Here is a 19637-nt window from a genome sequence, read left to right on the forward strand (position 1 = left end):
TTGTCTTTTGCGGCCCTTACCAAAAAAGAGCTGACGATGGTCGAGAGCCCGCCCTGCTGCGAGAAAGCGGAAATGTCAGCGCTGATCCGAATGAACGGTTCGGTGCAGCTTTCGAGCAAAAAGGTGGTTCTCGACATTTCGACGGAGAACGCCGCGATTGCAAGGCGGGTATATTCTTTGCTTAAGAAATATTACCAGGTCCATATCGAGCTGCTCGTGCGTAAAAAAATGCGTTTGAAGAAGAATAACGTCTATATTGTAAGAATCCCGAACCAGGTCCAGGAGATCCTGAAGGATCTGCGGATTGTCTCTGAAGGCTTTATTTTCACAGATGGGATTGATGAGGAGATTGTCGGCAAGAATTGCTGCAAGCGCGCCTATCTGCGCGGGGCCTTCATGGCCGGCGGTTCGGTTAATAACCCGGAGGGCTCTTCGTACCACTTGGAAATCGCTTCCATGTATGAGGAGCACTGCAAGGCGCTCGTTGAGCTGGCTGGTGAATTTCACCTGAATGCCCGCTGCATAGAACGCAAAAAAGGCTTCATCCTATACATCAAGGAAGGCGAGAAGATCATCGAGTTCCTCAGTCTGATCGGCGCTCATCAGGCGCTGTTCAAATTCGAGGATGTGCGGATCATGCGCGATATGCGCAACTCGGTCAACCGGATTGTGAACTGCGAAACGGCCAATCTGAACAAGACGATCAGTGCGGCAGTACGCCAGATTGAGAACATCAAGCTGCTGCAGCGCGAGGTGGGTCTGGAAAGTTTGCCGGATAAGCTGCGGGAGGTTGCCGAGATCAGACTGGCTCACCCCGATATTAACCTCAAGGAAGTCGGAGATATGCTGGGCGGGACGGTCAGTAAATCGGGTGTGAACCACCGTTTGCGCAAAATTGATGAGCTGGCGGACAAGGTCCGCGGCGGCTGATTATTTTTTTTCTAGTGCGGTATGCGTTATAATGATATAATATTATAAAATTAATGTGAAATTTTTGGGCAGATCTCAAATAGGGGGTAAGCGTTTCATGACAAAGCACCCGGTAGTTGTTCGGTTGAAGACGGGGCTCCATGCTCGGCCGGCAGCATTGTTTGTGCAAGAAGCTAATAAGTTTTCGTCGGAGATTTTCGTGGAAAAAGACGATAAAAAAGTGAACGCCAAGAGTATCATGGGCATTATGAGCCTTGCGATCAGTTCCGGTACGGAGATTCATATCAGCGCAGACGGTGCAGACGCGGAACAGGCTGTAACCGCTTTGACCAGTCTGGTAAGCAAGGAAGAGCTCGAGAATCAATAAATGCAATATGGTCTTACCAAAAGCCCTTAGGGGCTTTTTTTCATACCGGAATAAAAAATAAATATTGTACATTGCTCATGCAACTTTTACCATGCTGTCCCGTCTAGAGGGTACTAACACTTAAACGAATCGAAAGGGGATGGCAAGCATGAGAAAATGGGGTAAATCAATTGGAGCAGTATTGCTGGCAGGGAGCTTGATGATTGGAGGAATGGGGTTGAGCGGAGTGCTGAAGGGACCTGAAAAGGCTTACGCCGACGAGGTGCAGAAGAACATTGTGAGCGTTGTGGGCAAAGGTGAGCTGTCGATTAAGCCGGATATCGCTTATCTCTCCATCGGGGTGAGCACTACAGCGGATACTGCACAGGAGGCACAGAAGGGTACAGCGGCGAAAATCTCCAAGCTGACGGCATTGTTCAAAAGCACTTGGGGGATAGCCGACAAAGACATCCAGAGCAGCCAGTTCAACGTACAGCCTAATTACACCTACACGGAGAAGGACGGCCAGAAGGTCAAAGGCTATAATGCCCAGCACACTCTGGAGGTATCGTACCGTGATCTGACGAAGGTTGGGCAACTTTTGGACGCAGCCTCTGCGGCCGGGGCGAACAACATCGGCAATGTGCGGTTTGCCATTGAAGATCCCTCTGCCTTCGAAGCACAGGTGATCGAGAAGGCTATGCAGAATGCAGACGTCAAAGCAGCAGCCATAGCCAAAGCGGCGAAACGAGGAGTGGGCCAGGTGGTTACGGTGATTCAGAGCGATGACGGCAATCATCCGGTGGTCTACGCTGAAGCGGCCTCTATGCAGAAGATGTCCATGGATAACAATGCCGGCAGCTCTGTTGAACCCGGTCAGGTCAAAGTCACTACCCAATTAAATGTAACGTATGAACTGAAATAAACGTTTCGCATGAGGCGCTTGCTCTGCTGTTGTAGCGGAGCAGGCGCTTTTATATGACTATATGGATGTATATATATGCACACATGCGCTATCGAAAGCTCTCAATTTGTTTAAATTGAGGTAACAGGATCTTTAGATAATCATGGCAAACCTTAAGAAACTGTAAAGCGGATTGTAACAACCCCGGCACGTTCTTTTACTATAATAGGAACAGTGATAACGAGGAACACACATCATGAATAAACATACCACCAGGTGGAAGGAGAAATTACAATGAATATGAACTCACAGAAATACATTCGCAGATGGGGGGCAGGAATGCTCGCAGCCGGAATCCTGCTGGGTGGAACAGGAATACTCCAAGCGGGCATTACTGAGGCTGCTCCGGCAGCCGCTCAGGTCAAAGCCAAATCCTCCTCGGTAGTGCTGAAGGTTAACGGTAAAAGTACAGCCCAGACAGGGCTTCTCCAGGAAGGAAAGGTATGGGTTCCGGTAACCTTCCTGCGCGATGCGCTGGGGATGCCGCTCTCTTATGATAAAGCAGTGAAGACCTATACGATTGGTAGCGGTGCTGCGCAAATGAAGTTGGCGAACATGGATTACGGCATTATGATTAGTGTGAACAACTATTATATCGGCGAATATCAGGGCAAACAACTGAACAACCGGCTGTACGTTCCCTCCCAACTGATTAACGATTACCTGGGCTATAAGGTGGACGGGAACACGGCAGCAGGTCAGCTGAATCTGACGAAAAGAACGCAGAATGCGATCACCATCAAGACTGTGAGCTATGTGAAGGATCATAAGGATGCGCCTGTCCGGCTGGATTATCCGCAGGTCAGCGGCTTGGCAAGTGCAGAGGCAGAGAAGGCAATCAATGATACGATTAAGCAGACTGTCTTGAGCTTTGCGAAAAGCGCTGAAGATCAGATCAACAATAAAGCGAAGGATGACCGGCCGTACGAATTTGAAGGCGGCTATGTAGTCACTTATAATCAGGATGGCGTACTCAGTCTGGTGACTAATCAGTACGAATATACCGGCGGTGCTCACGGGATGACTTACCGCAATGCGTTCACCTTCTCGCTCAAAGACGGCAAGCGTCTGCTGCTGGGCGATTTGTTCGGGGCCAATCCCAATTACAAGAAGCAGCTCAATGCCAAGCTGACCAAGGAGCTTAAGGCTAACGGAGGCTATCTGGGCGGGTTCAATGGTCTGAATACGGAGAAGTATTTCTATTTAAAAGAAGGTAAAGCCGTGCTCTTCTTCCAGTTGTACGATTACACGGCATATGCTGAAGGCTTCCCGGAATTCACCTTCAGCTTCAAGGAACTCCTGCCGGACGGAAGCAGTCCGTTCGCAGCGCTTAAATAATAGATCTTCATAAGAATGCCCTTGTGCCTCCTCCGGGAGATGCAGGGGCATTCTTCATGTGCAGGGCCTAATCAGCCTGCCCTGCCGTTACCACTTCACCCGGATAGTCATAAGCTATAGAAGGCAAGCAGCTTATAACGGGGAGGAAAAGGTTATGGTCTATGCTTATACAGCAATCGGGGATTCACTTACAACCGGCTTCGGGGCACTGCCCGGTAACGGCTTCGTCCCCGTCTACCGGCGGATTGCGGAAGGGAGGCTGGGCACGCCGGTGGTGCCGGCCAATCTTGGTGTCAACGGTCTGACCACCGGGGGGCTGAAGCAACGGCTGAGGAGCTCCAATGTCTACCGGACAGCGGTGAAGGATGCGCAGATCATTACGCTGTCGATTGGCGGCAATGACTTGATTAAGGCAGCCCGGGCAGCCGGGCCCCGGCCCGGTGAATTCCAGGGCTTGCTGCAGCAGGCGCTTAGGGATTGCAAGCGTAACTACAGCGACATCATGGGTAGCCTGACACAGCTCAAAGCAGGTTCCCGCAGCCCCTATATCCTCCGGGTGGTCGGCCTTTATAACCCATATCCCCAGGTGGATGAAGCAACAGATTGGGTGCGGGAGTTCAACCGCTATGCCGCAGGCTACAGCAGTAATAATGTTGGGTTTGCTTCGATATATCATGAATTTGCCGGTAATGAGCGGGGGCTGCTGTTCCTGGACCATATTCACCCGAACGGCAGAGGCTACCGCGTAATTGCTGGCAAGCTTGATGCCCTGGGGTACGGAGGCTTGAGGTAGGCATGAAGAAAGAGGCTGTAACATGACCGGACCGGTCTGTTACAGCCTCTTCGTGTATGCATTGGAGCAGCTTACTTATACGCCTGTCGGCAGGGTCTTCTCAATTACCTTGTCGACGATGCCGTATTCGGCAGCGTCTGCAGCGCTCATGAAGTAGTCGCGGTCGGTATCCTTCTCGATCTTCTCCAGCGGCTGGCCTGTACGCTCGGACAAGATGCGGTTCAGCTTCTCACGCAGCTTGATGATGCGGCGGGCGCGGATCTCGATATCTGAAGCCTGGCCCTGGGCACCGCCTAGCGGCTGGTGAATCATGATTTCACTGTTCGGCAGGGCGAAGCGCTTGCCCTTGGCACCGGCGTTCAGCAGGAACGCTCCCATGGAAGCGGCCATACCTACACAGATGGTGGATACATCCGGTTTAATGTATTGCATTGTATCGAAGATTGCCATACCCGCTGTAATGGAACCGCCTGGGCTGTTCACATACAGGTGAATATCCTTATCCGGGTCCTCGGCAGCCAGGAAGAGCATTTGTGCGATGATCGAATTGGCTACCACGTCATTAACCTCCGTTCCAAGGAAAATGATGCGGTCCTTCAGCAGGCGGGAATAGATGTCATAAGCGCGCTCACCGCGGTTGCTCTGTTCTACTACCATAGGAATATAACTCACGTGGAAAACCTCCTTGAAATTGGTGCTTCGAATGTGTTCATTTTTTACTGTTACCGTATTAACCACATGATAAACAAATTCAAACAAAAAGTCAAAGAAAGTCAAACTTACTTTCAAAAAAAAGAGCCCTCAAGCGGCTCATTGGTTAAATATAATATAATCGGTACTAAATTATGTACAATCTTGAAAATAATGGCGCGCCCGCCAAGAATCGAACTTGGATCTCAGGCTTCGGAGGCCTACGTCATATCCATTGGACCACGGGCGCAACAGAAATTATTATAATATACTTCTCGGATAAAAGCAATGCGTATTAGGCATCCTGCGCAAAAATAGTTTTCTCTGCCTCCATTAATAGAGCCGGAAATGCGCCTCCTGCCAGTGGGCTGCCGAACAAGCCCATGTATAAGATGAAAGCGGGCTGAGAATTATAGTCTCGGAACACTTGCACTTGGCGTCAGTTTTGGGTAGAATATGGGTGGGACTTAAAAAGTTAACCCGGGACATTTTGAGACCACGAACAAGGGATAAGAGAAAGACGAAGTTGCAGGAGTGAAAGCATGCGTAATCTATTGGAAATCCAAAAGCAGCTTCTGCCTGATCTCATGGAAACCCTTAAGAGACGGTATACGATTCTACATCAGATCATGCTGTCCGATATTATTGGGCGCAGGACGTTAGCCGCATCGCTTGATATGACCGAGCGGGTGCTGCGCGCCGAGACGGATCTTCTGAAATCGCAGGGGCTCATTGAGATCGAGAGCGTCGGTATGCGCATTAGCGATGCCGGTCGCAGACTGCTTGACCTGCTGGAGCCGGTCGCCAAGAGCCTATTCGGCCTGGATGATCTGGAAGAGAAAATTCGTACAACGTACGGTCTCACCAAAGTAATTGTGGTACCTGGCGATTGTGAGACATCGCCGTTCACCAAGCGTGAGCTGGGGCGCGCAGGCTCCAAGGCACTGCTCAGCGTACTGCGCAGTGACGATACGATTGCCGTCACAGGCGGATCAACACTGGCCGAGATGGCCGATCAGCTGACCCCGCCGCTATCCCTTTCCTATAAGAACGCCTGGGTTGTTCCGGCGCGTGGAGGACTGGGAGAGAGCATGGAGATACAGGCCAACACCATTGCTTCAACCATGGCCAAACGGATTGGCGCCAATTACCGTCTGCTGCATGTGCCCGATCTGCTTAGCGGAGACGCATATGAGTCGCTTGCGCAGGACTCCAATATTGGAGAGATTGTACAAATTATCCGCAGATCGCGTATTATTGTACATGGAATAGGCGACGCCATTGAAATGACCCACCGCCGCAAGCTGGACTCCGGGACGATCTCAGAGATTCAGAGCGAGGGAGCCGTAGCCGAGTCATTCGGATACTATTTCAATGAGAATGGCGAAGTGGTTCATACGATGCGGACCATGGGGCTGCGCCTGGAAGACATTATCCGTACGGAAGTCGTTATCGGTATTGCCGGCGGCAAACGCAAGGCTAAGGCCATTCATGCGATGCTGCGGTTCGGGCAAGAGGATATTCTCGTGATCGACGAGGCGGCGGCTGTTGAAATCGGCAAGGAAATCGACACACAGCTACAAAAGGCCCTATAGATTCCATTAAATGGGGCGCGCGCAAAGGGTTTATGCATTATACTTAACATTGTTGTCTTGACGAGCCTCACGGCCTGTCTTGAATAAATAAAACGAACTCTAGGAGGAACTATTCAATGAGTGTAAAAGTTGGTATTAACGGTTTTGGACGTATTGGACGCCTTGCATTCCGCCGTATTCAAAATGTAGAAGGTATCGAAGTGGTAGCAATCAATGACTTGACTGACGCTAAGATGCTTGCTCATTTGCTTAAATATGATACAACTCAAGGTAAATTCCAAGGCGATGTTGAAGTGCATGACGGCTTCTTCAAAGTTAACGGTAAAGATGTTAAGGTTCTGGCGAACCGCAACCCTGAAGAGCTTCCTTGGGGAGAGCTTGGCGTTGATATCGTTCTGGAATGTACTGGTTTCTTCACAACTAAAGAAGCTGCTGAGAAGCACCTGAAAGGCGGAGCTAAGAAAGTAGTTATTTCCGCTCCTGCTACAGGCGACATGAAAACTGTTGTGTACAACGTTAACGATGACATCCTTGACGGTTCCGAAACAGTAATCTCCGGTGCATCTTGCACAACGAACTGCCTGGCTCCTATGGCCAAAGTTCTGAACGACAAGTTCGGTATCATCGAAGGCCTGATGACTACTATCCACGCTTACACAGGTGACCAGAATACTCTTGATGCTCCACACGCAAAAGGCGACTTCAGACGCGCCCGCGCTGCTGCTGAGAACATCATCCCTAACACTACCGGTGCAGCTAAAGCCATCGGCCTGGTTATTCCAGAACTGAAGGGCAAACTTGACGGTGCAGCACAACGTGTGCCTGTAGCTACAGGTTCCCTGACTGAGCTGGTTACTGTTCTGGATAAGAGCGTAACCGTTGAAGAAATCAATGCAGCCATGAAAGAAGCTTCTGACCCAGAAACTTACGGCTACACTGAAGATGAAATCGTATCTTCTGACATCAAGGGTATGACTTTCGGTTCCCTGTTCGATGCAACTCAGACTAAAGTACTGACTGTTGGCGACAAACAGCTGGTTAAAACTGTTGCTTGGTATGACAATGAAATGTCCTACACTGCACAGCTGGTTCGTACTTTGGAGAAATTCGCTAAGCTTGCTAAATAAGACCGATTTCATATAAGCAGTACAATAGAGCGGAAACAAGGAAAGTCTGTTTCCGCTCTTTCTAAATGAACTGAACTGGATTCGTTTGAAATGGCTTCGTGAAGGAACCAATTTTGGGTGTGGAGGAAATGTTAATCATGAACAAAAAAAGTGTCCGTGATGTAGAAGTAAAAGGCAAACGCGTATTCGTGCGTGTAGATTTCAATGTGCCAGTGGAAGACGGCAAGATCACTGATGATACCCGTATCCGCGAAACCCTTCCAACAATTAAATACCTGATTGAGAACGGTGCAAAGGTCATTCTGGCCAGCCATATGGGCCGTCCTAAAGGCGAATTCGTTGATTCCATGCGGTTGACTTCCGCTGCAGTCCGTTTGTCTGAATTGCTCGGCAAACCGGTAGCCAAGGCTGATGAGGCCATTGGCGAAGCGGTAAAAGCAAAAATCGCTGAACTGAACGATGGCGATGTGCTTGTGCTTGAGAATGTCCGTTTCTACAAAGGTGAAGAGAAGAATGATCCTGAACTGGCTAAGCAGTTCGCTGAACTGGCTGACCTGTTCGTCAATGACGCATTCGGCGCAGCTCACCGTGCCCATGCTTCGACAGAAGGAATCGCTCACTTCCTGCCTGCAGTATCCGGTCTTCTGATGGAGAAGGAATTGTCCGTTCTCGGCAAGGCACTTTCTAACCCGGAACGTCCTTTCACTGCCATCATCGGCGGTTCCAAGGTGAAAGACAAGATTGACGTTATCGACAACCTGCTGAATCTGGCTGACAATGTACTGATTGGCGGCGGCCTCTCGTACACGTTCACCAAGGCTCAAGGTTACGAAATCGGTAAATCCCTGGTAGACAACGACAAGATTGATGCAGCACTTGGATTCATTGAGAAGGCCAAGAAGCTGGGCAAGAACTTCGTGCTTCCGGTTGACGTTGTAGTCGCTGACAAGTTCGGTGCAGATGCCAACACCAAGATTGTAGATGCAACCGAGATTCCTGCAGACTGGGAAGGTCTGGACATTGGTCCTAAGACTCGTGAAATCTATGCCGATATTATCAAAAACTCCAAGCTGGTTGTATGGAATGGACCGATGGGCGTATTTGAAATCGACATCTTCGCTGAAGGTACAAAGGCTGTAGCTCAGGCTTGCGCTACTACCGAAGGCTACACTGTTATTGGCGGCGGTGATTCCGCAGCAGCTGCTGAGAAATTCCACCTCGCAGACCAGATGGATCACATCTCCACTGGCGGCGGCGCATCGCTCGAGTTCATGGAAGGCAAGGCTCTTCCAGGTGTAGAAGCACTGAACGACAAGTAATACCGAAGAGGGAGGCAATACATCATTATGAGTAGAACACCTATTATTGCAGGCAACTGGAAAATGTTCAAAACCGTTCCGGAAGCCGAAGGCTTCATCGCTGAAATCAAAGGCCAGGCGGAAGTGGCAGGCGTAGAGACTGTTATCTGCGCGCCATTCACTAACCTGCCTGCACTGGTTGCAGCAGTACAAGGCACCACCATCAAAATTGGTGCACAGAACCTGCATTTCGAAGATAACGGCGCTTATACAGGTGAGATCAGCGGCGTAATGCTGAAGGACCTTGGTGTAGAGTATGTTATTATCGGACACTCCGAACGCCGTGCTTATTTCGGTGAGACGGACGAAATCGTCAACAAAAAAATGCATGCGGCCTTCCGTCACGGCATTACTCCAATTGTCTGTGTAGGCGAAAAGCTTGAAGAGCGTGAAGCTGACCAGACTAAGGACGTATGTAAGGTTCAGACTGAAGCAGCATTTGCCGGTCTTAGCGCAGAGCAGGCAGCAAGTGTGGTTATCGCTTATGAGCCAATCTGGGCCATTGGTACAGGTAAATCCTCCACTTCCCAGGATGCCAACGAAGTTATTGCTTATATCCGCACCCTTGTTAAAGGCCTGTACGATGAAGCAACAGCTGAAGCCGTACGTATTCAATACGGCGGCAGCGTGAAGCCTGAGAATGTAACGGAGTACATGAGTCAAAGCGACATCGACGGCGCTCTAGTCGGCGGTGCCAGCCTGCAGCCTGCTTCCTTCGTTTCACTCGTTGAGGGGGCGAAGTAAGAATGTCAGCTCCAAAACCTGTAGCACTGATTATCATGGACGGCTTCGGACTGCGGAACACGGATGAAGGCAACGCGGTTGCCCAAGCCAACAAGCCGAACTACGACCGTTACCTGAAGCAATATCCGAATACTACGCTTACCGCTTGCGGCGAAGCTGTAGGTCTGCCGGAAGGCCAAATGGGTAACTCTGAAGTAGGGCACCTTAACATTGGTGCCGGCCGGATTGTATACCAGGACCTGACCCGCATCGACAAGTCGATACGCGATGGGGAATTCTTCGAGAATGAAACGCTGGTGGCTGCCGTAAGAAGCGCCAAATCAACCGGCAAAAAGCTTCACCTCTATGCACTGGTATCTGATGGCGGCGTACACAGCCACATCAATCACCTGTTCGCCATGCTCGATCTGGCCAAAAAAGAAGATCTGCATGAAGTCTATATTCATGCCTTCATGGATGGCCGTGACGTACCACCCGACAGTGGACAGAAGTTCATCCAGGACCTGGTCGCTAAGATTGAAGAGGTTGGCGTAGGGACGATTGCTACGGTATCCGGACGTTACTTCGCCATGGACCGTGACAAACGCTGGGACCGTGTAGAGAAGGCTTACCGTGCAATGGTATATGGCGAAGGCCCTAAATATACCGATGCCCTTCAGGCCATCACTGCATCCTACCAGAATTCTGTGTTCGATGAATTCGTGGAGCCAAGTGTAATTGTGGACAGCCAGAACAACCCGGTAGCGACAGTGGAGAGCGGCGATTCCGTCATTTTCCTTAACTTCCGTCCTGACCGTGCGATTCAGCTGTCACAAGTGTTCACGAACTCGGATTTCCGCGGCTTCGACCGTGGTCCTAAGTTCCCGCAAGGCCTGCACTTCGTATGCCTGACTACCTTCAGTGAGACCGTTCAAGGCTTCGTGGCTTACTCCCCGAAGAACCTGGACAACACGCTCGGCGAAGTGCTGGTTCAGCAGAACAAGAAGCAGCTGCGTATTGCAGAGACCGAGAAGTATCCGCATGTGACCTTCTTCTTCAGCGGCGGACGTGATGAGGAGCTTCCGGGCGAGACCCGTATCCTGATCAACTCGCCGAAAGTGGCAACCTATGATATGAAGCCTGAGATGAGTGCATACGAAGTGGCGGCGGCCTGCGTAGCGGAGATCGAGGCGGATAGACAGGATGCCATTATCCTGAACTTTGCTAACCCTGATATGGTAGGACACTCCGGCATGCTGGAGCCTACAATCAAGGCAGTTGAAGTAACGGACGAATGCGTAGGCATGGTTGTGGATGCTGTAGTTGCCAAGGGCGGCGTTGCCATTATCATTGCCGACCACGGGAATGCGGATATGGTATTCGATGAGAACGGACGTCCGTTCACAGCCCATACCACTAACCCGGTTCCGTTCATCGTTACCACTGAAGATGTAGTACTGCGTGAAGCTGGTATTCTCGCAGATGTGGCACCGACGATCCTGGATCTGATGGGACTTCCGCAGCCTGCGGAAATGACCGGACAATCTATGATTGCCAGCCGCAAATAAGCAAGACATCTGTTTTTGTAAACCCAAAAAACCATTGTATAAAAGGAGATTAAACTTACATGACTATTATTTCTGATGTGTATGCACGCGAAGTCCTTGACTCCCGTGGTAACCCTACTGTAGAGGTTGACGTATATCTGGAGTCCGGCGCAAAAGGCCGTGCTATCGTTCCTTCCGGCGCTTCCACTGGCGCTCATGAAGCTGTAGAGCTTCGTGACGGCGACAAATCCCGTTACATGGGTAAAGGCGTTCTGAAAGCTGTTGAGAACGTAAACGAAATTATTGCTCCTGAAGTAATCGGTATGGACGCTCTTGACCAAGTGGGCATCGACAAGCTGATGATCACTTTGGACGGAACTCCTAACAAAGGCAAGCTGGGCGCTAACGCAATCCTGGCTGTATCCATGGCTGTAGCACGTGCTGCTGCAACTGCTCTGGACATTCCTTTGTATGTGTACCTGGGCGGATTCAACGCCAAGACTCTTCCAGTACCAATGATGAACATCATCAACGGTGGTGAGCATGCCGATAACAACATCGACGTTCAAGAGTTCATGGTTCTTCCAGTAGGTGCTCCAAGCTTCAAGGAAGCTCTGCGTACTGGTGCAGAAATCTTCCACAACCTGAAATCTGTACTGCAATCCAAAGGTCTGAACACAGCTGTTGGTGACGAAGGCGGCTTCGCACCGAACCTGGGTTCCAATGAAGAAGCGATCACTACAATCATCGAAGCTATCGAAAAAGCCGGTTACAAACCAGGCGTTGACGTATTCCTTGGTATGGACGTTGCTTCCACTGAGTTCTACAAAGATGGTAAATACACACTTGCAGGCGAAGGTAAATCTTACACTTCCGCTGAGTATGTTGACCTGCTGGCTTCATGGGTTGAGAAGTACCCAATCATCACTATCGAAGACGGTATGTCCGAAGATGACTGGGATGGCTGGAAATTGCTGACTGAAAAATTGGGCGATAAAGTCCAATTGGTGGGTGACGACCTGTTCGTTACGAACACTGAGCGTCTGGCAACAGGTATCGAAAAAGGTATCGGTAACTCCATCCTGGTTAAGGTTAACCAGATTGGTACACTGACTGAAACCTTCGATGCGATTGAAATGGCGAAACGTGCCGGCTACACAGCTGTAATCTCCCACCGTTCCGGTGAGTCCGAAGACAGCACTATCGCTGACATCGCTGTAGCTACCAACGCTGGCCAGATCAAGACTGGTGCTCCTTCCCGTACTGACCGTGTGGCTAAATACAACCAACTGCTTCGCATCGAAGACGAGCTGGGCGAATTGGCTCAATACAACGGCCTGAAATCCTTCTACAACCTCAAAAGATAATTTCTTTTGAATCTATAGGTACTATGAGCCTGCCGGTTTCCGGCAGGCTTTTTGCTGCAGCCTGCTTGGTATAGAGAGAAAGGTAAGATTTTCATAGAGAGATAGGCGGGAATGCCGTCTGGAAGGTTGTATTCATTCTGTGGCTATGATAAAATAAGAATGCTGTTTATGAAACGGAAATTCTAATTTAGCATAGATAGTGATGCTTGGACGTAGGAGGTGGAAGTGAATGGATATCTTTTTGAAAGTGGTGCTTCTGATTTTTGCCGTAGGTCTGATTGCGGTCGTTCTTCTGCAAAAAGGGAAAAGTGCAGGTCTTTCCGGCGCCATCTCCGGCGGTGCTGAGCATCTCTTCGGTAAAACAAAGGCGCGCGGTATGGAGCTTGTGCTGCAGCGTGTAACAGTTGGTCTGGCCGCAGGATTCTTCATTATGTCAATCGTTGTAGCCATTGTAGTTGAATAACGGGTCTATAGTAAGCCTTCGCTCTGTTCTGAATGGAATAGACGGGGGCTTTTTTGTATGCAGATTTAATATTGTGAACATCATAACAGGGATGCCCGGGATTGATTTCGTGTATACTAGGGTATGAAGTATATAAAGGTAAATTTTACTTGAAATGATTACTGTGCAATAGGACAAGGCATACAGTATGCCGATGCATAGGAATGCAGCAGGAGGCTGAGGTGACGAACATGATAACACAGGAAATCTTACTTGATTTCATGCGGGAGACCGCTTATAAACCACTAACTTATGAAGAACTGGTGAGCCATTTCGCCGTTGAGGATAGTACCGATTTCAAAGCCTTTGAGGCTCTATTGATTGAACTGGAAAAGGACGGCCGGATCATATTGACCCGGAGCAGCCGCTATGGTGTGCCTGAGCGGATGGATTTGCTGCGCGGACGGCTGCAGGTTCATGCGAAGGGCTTTGCTTTTCTGATTCCCGATAACCGGGAGCACCCGGATGTGTATATCCACGCGAACGATCTGAAGGGCGCAATGAACGGGGATACCGTCTTGATCCGTATTACTTCGAAGAGTCCGTCCGGCGGGCGTATGGAAGGCGAAGTGGAACGGATTCTGATCAGAGGCGTGTCGCAGACGGTGGGTGTCTTCCAGAGCCTGGAGACCTATGGCTTCGTGCTGCCTGACGATAAGCGGATTAACCGGGATATTTTCATCCCCAGGGAGTCTTTCAAGGGTGCGGTTGACGGGGAAAAGGTGGTTGTCCGCATTGTGAACTATCCGGAGGGCCGTGCAGCGGCTGAGGGTGAGATCATTGAGATCCTTGGCCATAAGGATGATCCGGGCGTGGATATTCTGTCGGTAATCCGTAAGCATCAGCTTCCGGAGGCTTTTCCGGCTGAGGTGATGGCGGAAGCGGAGCAGGCGCCGGATTCGATCACAGATGAAGAGATTATCGAGCAGGGGCGGCGTGATCTGCGCGGGCTTAATATCGTGACGATTGACGGCGCGGATGCCAAGGATCTGGATGATGCGGTGAACGTAGAGCGTCTGGAGAATGGTCATTATAAACTGGGTGTTCATATTGCTGACGTAGGCTATTATGTGCGTGAAGGCTCTGAGCTGGACAAGGAAGCCTATGACCGCGGGTGCAGTGTGTATCTGGTGGACCGTGTCATTCCGATGCTCCCGCACCGGCTGTCGAACGGTATCTGCAGCTTGAATCCGCAGGTTGACCGTCTGACGATGTCCTGTGAAATGGAATTCGACGAGCAGATGAAGGTCGTGAAGCACGATGTCTTCACCAGTGTGATCCGCACGAAGGAGAGAATGACCTACTCTGACGTACGGAAGATTGTCGAGGATGAAGATCCTGAGCTGCTGGAGCGGTATGCTCCGCTAATCGGGGATTTCCGGCTGATGAAGGAGCTGGCGATGAAGCTGCGTGGTGCCCGGATGCGGCGCGGGGCGGTGGATTTCGATTTTGAAGAGAGCAAGATTATTGTAGATGAGGCCGGTAAGGCTATCGATATTGTAAAACGTGAGCGCTCTGTGGCAGAGCAGATTATTGAAGAGTTCATGCTGATCGCTAATGAGACGGTGGCGGAACATTTCCACTGGCTGAAGGTTCCGTTCCTGTACCGGATCCATGAGGACCCGGACCCGGAGAAGCTGCAGAACTTCATGGCTTTTGCGGCTAACTTCGGTTACCACGTGAAGGGCAGGGGTAATTCGGTTCACCCGCGTGCGCTGCAGGATCTGCTGGAGCAGATTCAGGGAACGAAGGAGCAGACGGTAATCAGCACGATGATGCTGCGCTCCATGAAGCAGGCGAAGTACGATGCCGAGAGCACCGGGCACTTCGGTCTGGCAGCGGAATTCTATTCCCATTTCACCTCACCGATCCGCCGTTATCCCGATCTGGTCATTCACCGTGTCATGCGTGAGGTCCTTGAGAATGGCGGAGCGCTAAGCGAGAAGCGTCACGAATACCTGGCCACCCGGATGCCGGATATTGCCCAGCAGTCCTCGGAGCGTGAGCGTGTAGCTGTTGAAGCCGAGCGCGATACCGAGCAGCTGAAGAAAGCGGAGTTCATGCAGGACAAGGTTGGCGAGGAATTCGAAGCTATGATCAGCAGCGTGACCAGCTTCGGGATGTTCATTGAGCTGGACAATACGGTCGAAGGTCTCATTCGCCTCAGTGCGCTGACGGATGATTACTACCACTTCGATGAAGCTCATATGGCGCTGATCGGCGAGCGTACCTCCAAGGTCTTCCGCATCGGCGATGAAGTGAAGATCCGCGTGGCCAAGGTCAACATGGATGACCACACCATTGACTTCGAGCTGGTTGATATGAAGCCGCGCGCGGCCGGAGACCACCGGAGCTACGGCGGACGCGGCGGCAAAGGCGGCCGTCCGGGCGCCGGAGGCTTCAGCAAGCCGTTTGCCGGTAAGGCTGGAGGCGGCAAGGGGCGGGGCGGCAAAGGCAAGCCCGGCAGCGCTGCTGCCGGAGGCAAGAACGGCGCCGGCAAGAAGAAGGGCGGCGCTTCGGGCGGCAGCTTCGGTGCTGCCGGTAAGGGCAAGGGCGGTGCGGCCGATGGCTTCGGCGGCGCTGTAGCAGAGCCGCGCCCGGATGGAGCGGCGGCGTGGGACATCGCCGGCGCAGCAGGCAGCGGCCGCAAGCGCGGGCGCGGGCCGGAAGCAGCAGCGCAGCGCGGGCTTGCCGCCGCGTCTTCGGCAGGCGCGGCGAAGGGTGACCGCCGGGGCGAAGCCGGCGGGTCTGGCGCTCCGCGCGAGCGCGGCAGAGGCCGCGGCGCGGAGGGCGGTGTCGGTGCCGGGGGCCGCGGCATCGCGTTCGGCTTTGGCTCGGGCAAGGGCGGCTACAGCGCGCCGAGCGGTGGCGGGTCTGAGCAGGCGGGCGGTGAGCTGCGCGGCGTAGACGCGGGCACACGGTTCCGCAGCCGCGAGGACCTGGGGCCTGACGGGCGCGGCGCAGCGCCCGAGGGCAAGGGCCGCCGCAAGAAGAAAGGCGGCGTGTTCATTGGGCCTTCCGTGACGCCAGGCAACGGGGAGTCCGCAGGCCAGGCAGGAGCTGATACTGGCGAGAAGAGCGGGCGCCGTAAGCGTAAGAAGAAGCCTAAGGCGTAGGTTGAACCACAAGGCTGGGGCGTAACCTAAACCTCTAGATGAAAAAAGTGGAATCTTAATTTAGATTCCACTTTTTTCATTAAATTCACAGCCATAAGGGCAAATCACACTTCATGTTCATTTTTTGCTTTTCATCACCCAATCTCCTGTATACAACCATAATTCTTCTTCTTCATGCATTAATTTTAGCTCCTGCCAGTCCCTTGGATCATCACTTTCTAACGTCTCCACAATTTTATATTCTGAAAATGCATTTTTTGTTTCTGGTAGCTTGGCAAAAATGTAGTCTTTGGGAGGATGTAATTGTAATAAATCGATTTGCTCAAGCCACTGAATAGCAGTGTCAAGTTCCAGCTTTTTTTCTAGTATTTGAGCATGATCCGCCTCGTGAACTGATTTTAGTGCATAAATGAGCTGTTCCCGTTCTACTTTTAGCCCTTGAATTACATTATCCATGTTTACCTCCTTGATAAGTAAATCCTTCAAATATATTGGCATGGTGAACATGAAAATACAATATTAGAGCAGCTATATAATAAACTTCGCACAGCCGCAGCATAGAGCGTTCCTTCCTTGCGCTGGCCGCTTGCCTTTTGATACAATATAGACCTGGTGTCCGTAAAGGATTGCCGGGAATTCAATGCAAGGAGTGACGCTCATGGGTAAAAAAGCAGACGGGAAAGTGCTCGCCCAGAACAAAAAAGCTTCCCATGATTATTTTATTGAGGATACGTATGAGGCCGGGCTGGTTCTGACAGGTACAGAGATCAAATCACTGCGTAATGGCCGCGCCAATATAGGGGATGCGTTCGCTACTATTCGCAATGGCGAGATTCATATCCACAACATGCATATCAGTCCTTTTGAACAGGGAAACCGCGCCAATCCTACCGACCCTACGCGCACACGTAAGCTGCTTATGCATAAGGAGCAGATACACAAGCTGCTGGGCTCGTCCAAACGGGATGGCTTCACCATTGTGCCGCTGAAGATTTATGTGCGTAATGGCTATGCCAAACTGCTGATTGGTCTGGGAAAAGGTAAAAAGGAATACGACAAACGGGATTCCGCCGCGAAGCGAGACGCTCAGCGTGATATCCAGCGTGTGCTGCGCGACAAACAAAAGGTAGCCAGATAGACGGACTGCTGCACCCACACCAAGGGGTTCCAGATTCAACCTTCAATTCCTTTAACCCGCGTGTTAAAGTGTTGATAAATGTGTTATACTGGGTAAGTAGATTTTTGCTTCTGAACAGCCATCTTAAGTCAGATCGCTGTGTACCGGATCAGCATTTGTGCTTGTGATTGATCCGTTAATCCGAAGCGCCCTTTCTAATGAGGGGCCGTTCTTGGATTCGACGGGGATAGTTCGAGCATGAGTAGCGAGTAGTGGGGACGCGTCCGCTTCATCAACGCTAAAGCCTATTAAACGGCAAACAACAAAACAACTACGCTTTCGCAGCCTAAGAAACTGTGTGCGTGCTTCTACTCTGCATCGTCCATGTGACAGGGCTAGGGGCTAACAAATAGTGGAATACGCTGTCTCATCTCCGCCTGGGGTGAGCTGAAGAAGATAATCAGGCTGACCCGAAGGGGACCCGGTTACGGGGGGCTTCTAGGGTGACATCAAAACTGTAACTACACTCGTAGAAGCTTATGTGCCGTTATCTTCGGACAGGGGTTCGACTCCCCTCGGCTCCATATGGAGTATCAGTGAAAGACACCTTAACGGGTGTCTTTTTTCGTTATAATGATTGTTTTATCATTTTTGGGATATCTGAAGAGGAGGGGGTCATCAGACAAAATACATTTGTAAACAAGAAGCATATGATCAAGCCATAGATAAGCTGAGTGTAAAAGAATATGAAGATTTGTTCAGCAGCAATTGCGGGCAAGGAAGCTATCCGATTGGCCAGAGAGTGCATTCGTCATAGGCGAGATTCTTCGATTGAAACGACAATAGCCGGCAATAATGCCACTCGTCTCATGCGTGAAGCATAGGCTGGCGAGTTTGAAATTAGTGGATTCGCACTCCCATGCGAGTGCGTGGATTGAAATTATTCATTGGATATTTCTAATGTCTTTGAATTTTTAAGCAGCGGACCAAACTGTCGAGTAAATTCTCGGCAGTTTGGTTTTTATTCGTGAGATTCAAATTGAAAATTGGAAACGCTTACTGATTCTGTTGGCCATAGTTGGACGGACGCTTGTGCGAGGCGGGGTTATTCGTCGCCAAACATTCCGTCCAGCAGCGCGAGGAACCGGGTAGCCGCGGGTGAGAGGTGGATGCTGCGATGATAGGCGTAACGGATGCCTCGCAGCAGCGATACTCCCGCGATTGGTACCACGACCAATTGGCCGTTCTGCACCTCATGACGGATCGCCAGGCTGGACACGATCGAGATGCCCAGTCCGTGGACGACGCTTTGCTTGATCGCCTCCAGATTACTGATTTCGATCCGCTGAGGGGGGGAGAAGCCGTAGCGACCGAACTCGCGCTCAAGGTAACTCCGGGTCGCCGACTGGTGAGGCTTGAGCACCCACATCTCATCCGCAAGCTCGGCTAGCGTGCAGCCAGACTCGTGAGCAAGGCGGTGTGCAGGATTGACGATCAACACCAGCTCGTCCTGGTAGAAGGTCCGGGCATGATAACGGTTCTCGTCGATCGGAATATGATCGGAGACGATCAGGAACTCGACCTTGTTGTTCTCCAGCATGGCGGTCAGAGCCCCTGAGGAGGTTATGTTCATATTGATCTTGATGCCGGGGGACAAGCTGTTGAACTCGCCAAGCACAGCGGGCAGCAGATGAGCGCCGACGAAGTTACTGGCGCCGAATGAGAGCGTCCCGAAGCTCAGGTCATCGAGTTGCCGGACATGCTCCTTGGCTGAGTGATACAGATTAATAATTTGCTCGGCATATGGCTTGAAGTGCTGTCCATGCTTCGTCAGATAGAGTTTTTTGCCGATCCGGTCGAACAGTGGCACCCCTATATCCTTCTCCAGGCTCTGAATCTGCATGCTAACCGCCGGTTGGGAGCAATAGAGTTGCTCGGCCGCCTCTGTAAAGCTCAAGCAATCCGACAAGGTGATAAAGGTTTGCAGTTTGCTAAAGTTCATCGGGGTCCTCCTCTGCAGACGATCTCTGCACGGCTCGTCGCGTGATCGTCCTTGTTTTTATTATACTATAACGTTTCCTTATAGTAATTCAAATTAAATCAAATTGTTTTATAGTATCTCCT

Annotated in this window: 17 protein-coding genes, 1 tRNA gene and 1 other RNA gene; 15 read left to right on the forward strand and 4 right to left on the reverse strand. The window is 51.0% G+C overall.

The window, feature by feature from the left end:
• From whiA to NSS83_RS20655, 5 genes are all read left to right on the forward strand, one after another.
• Positions 1-930: a DNA-binding protein WhiA gene (gene whiA / locus NSS83_RS20635; protein WP_036690073.1), complete on the forward strand. Its 930-nt coding sequence runs from the start codon at positions 1-3 to the stop codon at positions 928-930.
• A 97-nt stretch (positions 931-1027) separates the two neighbouring features.
• Positions 1028-1297, forward strand: coding sequence for an HPr family phosphocarrier protein (locus NSS83_RS20640; RefSeq protein ID WP_036690075.1), 270 nt, complete (start codon positions 1028-1030; stop codon positions 1295-1297).
• Positions 1298-1445: 148 nt separating this feature from the next.
• Entirely contained in the window at positions 1446-2201 is a 756-nt protein-coding gene (locus tag NSS83_RS20645) for an SIMPL domain-containing protein (protein ID WP_341346369.1), read from the forward strand.
• A 273-nt stretch (positions 2202-2474) separates the two neighbouring features.
• A complete protein-coding gene (locus tag NSS83_RS20650) occupies positions 2475-3578 on the forward strand; it encodes a DUF4163 domain-containing protein (RefSeq protein ID WP_341346370.1) in 1104 nt (367 codons plus the stop codon).
• A gap of 154 nt (positions 3579-3732) precedes the next feature.
• Positions 3733-4371 carry a GDSL-type esterase/lipase family protein gene (locus NSS83_RS20655; RefSeq protein ID WP_341183084.1) on the forward strand — a complete coding sequence of 213 codons (639 nt, stop codon included), beginning with the start codon at positions 3733-3735 and terminating at the stop codon, positions 4369-4371.
• A gap of 75 nt (positions 4372-4446) precedes the next feature.
• Here NSS83_RS20655 and clpP read toward each other — a convergent pair whose 3' ends face one another.
• Both clpP and NSS83_RS20665 read right to left on the reverse strand, forming a co-directional pair.
• A complete protein-coding gene (gene clpP, locus NSS83_RS20660; RefSeq protein ID WP_036690083.1) occupies positions 4447-5043 on the reverse strand; it encodes an ATP-dependent Clp endopeptidase proteolytic subunit ClpP in 597 nt (198 codons plus the stop codon).
• Positions 5044-5236: 193 nt separating this feature from the next.
• Positions 5237-5311 (reverse strand) — tRNA-Arg (locus NSS83_RS20665).
• A gap of 292 nt (positions 5312-5603) precedes the next feature.
• Here NSS83_RS20665 and NSS83_RS20670 point away from each other — a divergent pair.
• The 8 genes from NSS83_RS20670 to rnr all read left to right on the forward strand — a co-directional run bounded on the left by NSS83_RS20670 (position 5604) and on the right by rnr (position 16396).
• Positions 5604-6656 carry a sugar-binding domain-containing protein gene (locus NSS83_RS20670; RefSeq protein ID WP_036726264.1) on the forward strand — a complete coding sequence of 351 codons (1053 nt, stop codon included), beginning with the start codon at positions 5604-5606 and terminating at the stop codon, positions 6654-6656.
• 116 nt (positions 6657-6772) lie between these two features.
• On the forward strand, positions 6773-7783 hold the full coding sequence (gene gap, locus NSS83_RS20675; RefSeq protein WP_036690087.1) for a type I glyceraldehyde-3-phosphate dehydrogenase: 1011 nt from the start codon (positions 6773-6775) through the stop codon (positions 7781-7783).
• A 137-nt stretch (positions 7784-7920) separates the two neighbouring features.
• Positions 7921-9102 (forward strand): phosphoglycerate kinase, encoded by a 1182-nt coding sequence (locus NSS83_RS20680; protein WP_036726266.1) that lies wholly within the window; start codon positions 7921-7923, stop codon positions 9100-9102.
• A 27-nt stretch (positions 9103-9129) separates the two neighbouring features.
• Positions 9130-9885, forward strand: coding sequence for a triose-phosphate isomerase (gene tpiA / locus NSS83_RS20685; RefSeq protein WP_036690091.1), 756 nt, complete (start codon positions 9130-9132; stop codon positions 9883-9885).
• Between the two features lie 2 nt (positions 9886-9887).
• Complete coding sequence (gene gpmI / locus NSS83_RS20690) at positions 9888-11432, forward strand: 2,3-bisphosphoglycerate-independent phosphoglycerate mutase (RefSeq protein WP_341183083.1); 1545 nt, start codon at positions 9888-9890, stop codon at positions 11430-11432.
• A gap of 59 nt (positions 11433-11491) precedes the next feature.
• Positions 11492-12778: a phosphopyruvate hydratase gene (gene eno, locus NSS83_RS20695; protein WP_036726271.1), complete on the forward strand. Its 1287-nt coding sequence runs from the start codon at positions 11492-11494 to the stop codon at positions 12776-12778.
• A gap of 229 nt (positions 12779-13007) precedes the next feature.
• Positions 13008-13241 carry a preprotein translocase subunit SecG gene (gene secG / locus NSS83_RS20700; RefSeq protein ID WP_036690096.1) on the forward strand — a complete coding sequence of 78 codons (234 nt, stop codon included), beginning with the start codon at positions 13008-13010 and terminating at the stop codon, positions 13239-13241.
• Positions 13242-13471: 230 nt separating this feature from the next.
• Positions 13472-16396, forward strand: coding sequence for a ribonuclease R (gene rnr / locus NSS83_RS20705; RefSeq protein ID WP_341348753.1), 2925 nt, complete (start codon positions 13472-13474; stop codon positions 16394-16396).
• A 117-nt stretch (positions 16397-16513) separates the two neighbouring features.
• Here the strand turns inward: rnr and NSS83_RS20710 are convergent, their stop codons facing one another.
• Positions 16514-16852: a hypothetical protein gene (locus tag NSS83_RS20710; RefSeq protein WP_341346371.1), complete on the reverse strand. Its 339-nt coding sequence runs from the start codon at positions 16850-16852 to the stop codon at positions 16514-16516.
• A gap of 202 nt (positions 16853-17054) precedes the next feature.
• Here NSS83_RS20710 and smpB point away from each other — a divergent pair, with 202 nt between their 5' ends.
• The gene (gene smpB / locus NSS83_RS20715) at positions 17055-17534 is read left to right on the forward strand and encodes an SsrA-binding protein SmpB (RefSeq protein WP_036690100.1); all 480 of its coding nucleotides are present in this window, start codon (positions 17055-17057) and stop codon (positions 17532-17534) included.
• Between the two features lie 201 nt (positions 17535-17735).
• Positions 17736-18100, forward strand: a transfer-messenger RNA (tmRNA) gene (ssrA, locus tag NSS83_RS20720).
• Between the two features lie 518 nt (positions 18101-18618).
• Here ssrA and NSS83_RS20725 read toward each other — a convergent pair.
• Positions 18619-19515, reverse strand: a complete 897-nt coding sequence (locus NSS83_RS20725) for a LysR family transcriptional regulator (RefSeq protein ID WP_341346372.1) — start codon at positions 19513-19515, stop codon at positions 18619-18621.
• Positions 19516-19637 lie beyond the last annotated feature (122 nt).

The organism is Paenibacillus sp. FSL H3-0469, from assembly GCF_038051945.1.
Classification (GTDB): Bacteria; Bacillota; Bacilli; order Paenibacillales; family Paenibacillaceae; genus Paenibacillus_AQ.

Excerpts from the sequence above, each read along its gene's own strand:
- gpmI (WP_341183083.1), top strand. The coding sequence starts at position 9,888 with ATGTCAGCTCCAAAACCTGTAGCACTGATTATCATGGACGGCTTCGGA.
- tpiA (WP_036690091.1), top strand. The coding sequence starts at position 9,130 with ATGAGTAGAACACCTATTATTGCAGGCAACTGGAAAATGTTCAAAACC.
- NSS83_RS20710 (WP_341346371.1), bottom strand. The coding sequence starts at position 16,852 with ATGGATAATGTAATTCAAGGGCTAAAAGTAGAACGGGAACAGCTCATT.
- NSS83_RS20725 (WP_341346372.1), bottom strand. The coding sequence starts at position 19,515 with ATGAACTTTAGCAAACTGCAAACCTTTATCACCTTGTCGGATTGCTTG.
- rnr (WP_341348753.1), top strand. The coding sequence starts at position 13,472 with ATGATAACACAGGAAATCTTACTTGATTTCATGCGGGAGACCGCTTAT.
- gap (WP_036690087.1), top strand. The coding sequence starts at position 6,773 with ATGAGTGTAAAAGTTGGTATTAACGGTTTTGGACGTATTGGACGCCTT.
- NSS83_RS20655 (WP_341183084.1), top strand. The coding sequence starts at position 3,733 with ATGGTCTATGCTTATACAGCAATCGGGGATTCACTTACAACCGGCTTC.
- secG (WP_036690096.1), top strand. The coding sequence starts at position 13,008 with ATGGATATCTTTTTGAAAGTGGTGCTTCTGATTTTTGCCGTAGGTCTG.
- NSS83_RS20650 (WP_341346370.1), top strand. The coding sequence starts at position 2,475 with ATGAATATGAACTCACAGAAATACATTCGCAGATGGGGGGCAGGAATG.
- NSS83_RS20670 (WP_036726264.1), top strand. The coding sequence starts at position 5,604 with ATGCGTAATCTATTGGAAATCCAAAAGCAGCTTCTGCCTGATCTCATG.
- eno (WP_036726271.1), top strand. The coding sequence starts at position 11,492 with ATGACTATTATTTCTGATGTGTATGCACGCGAAGTCCTTGACTCCCGT.
- NSS83_RS20640 (WP_036690075.1), top strand. The coding sequence starts at position 1,028 with ATGACAAAGCACCCGGTAGTTGTTCGGTTGAAGACGGGGCTCCATGCT.
- NSS83_RS20645 (WP_341346369.1), top strand. The coding sequence starts at position 1,446 with ATGAGAAAATGGGGTAAATCAATTGGAGCAGTATTGCTGGCAGGGAGC.
- NSS83_RS20680 (WP_036726266.1), top strand. The coding sequence starts at position 7,921 with ATGAACAAAAAAAGTGTCCGTGATGTAGAAGTAAAAGGCAAACGCGTA.
- smpB (WP_036690100.1), top strand. The coding sequence starts at position 17,055 with ATGGGTAAAAAAGCAGACGGGAAAGTGCTCGCCCAGAACAAAAAAGCT.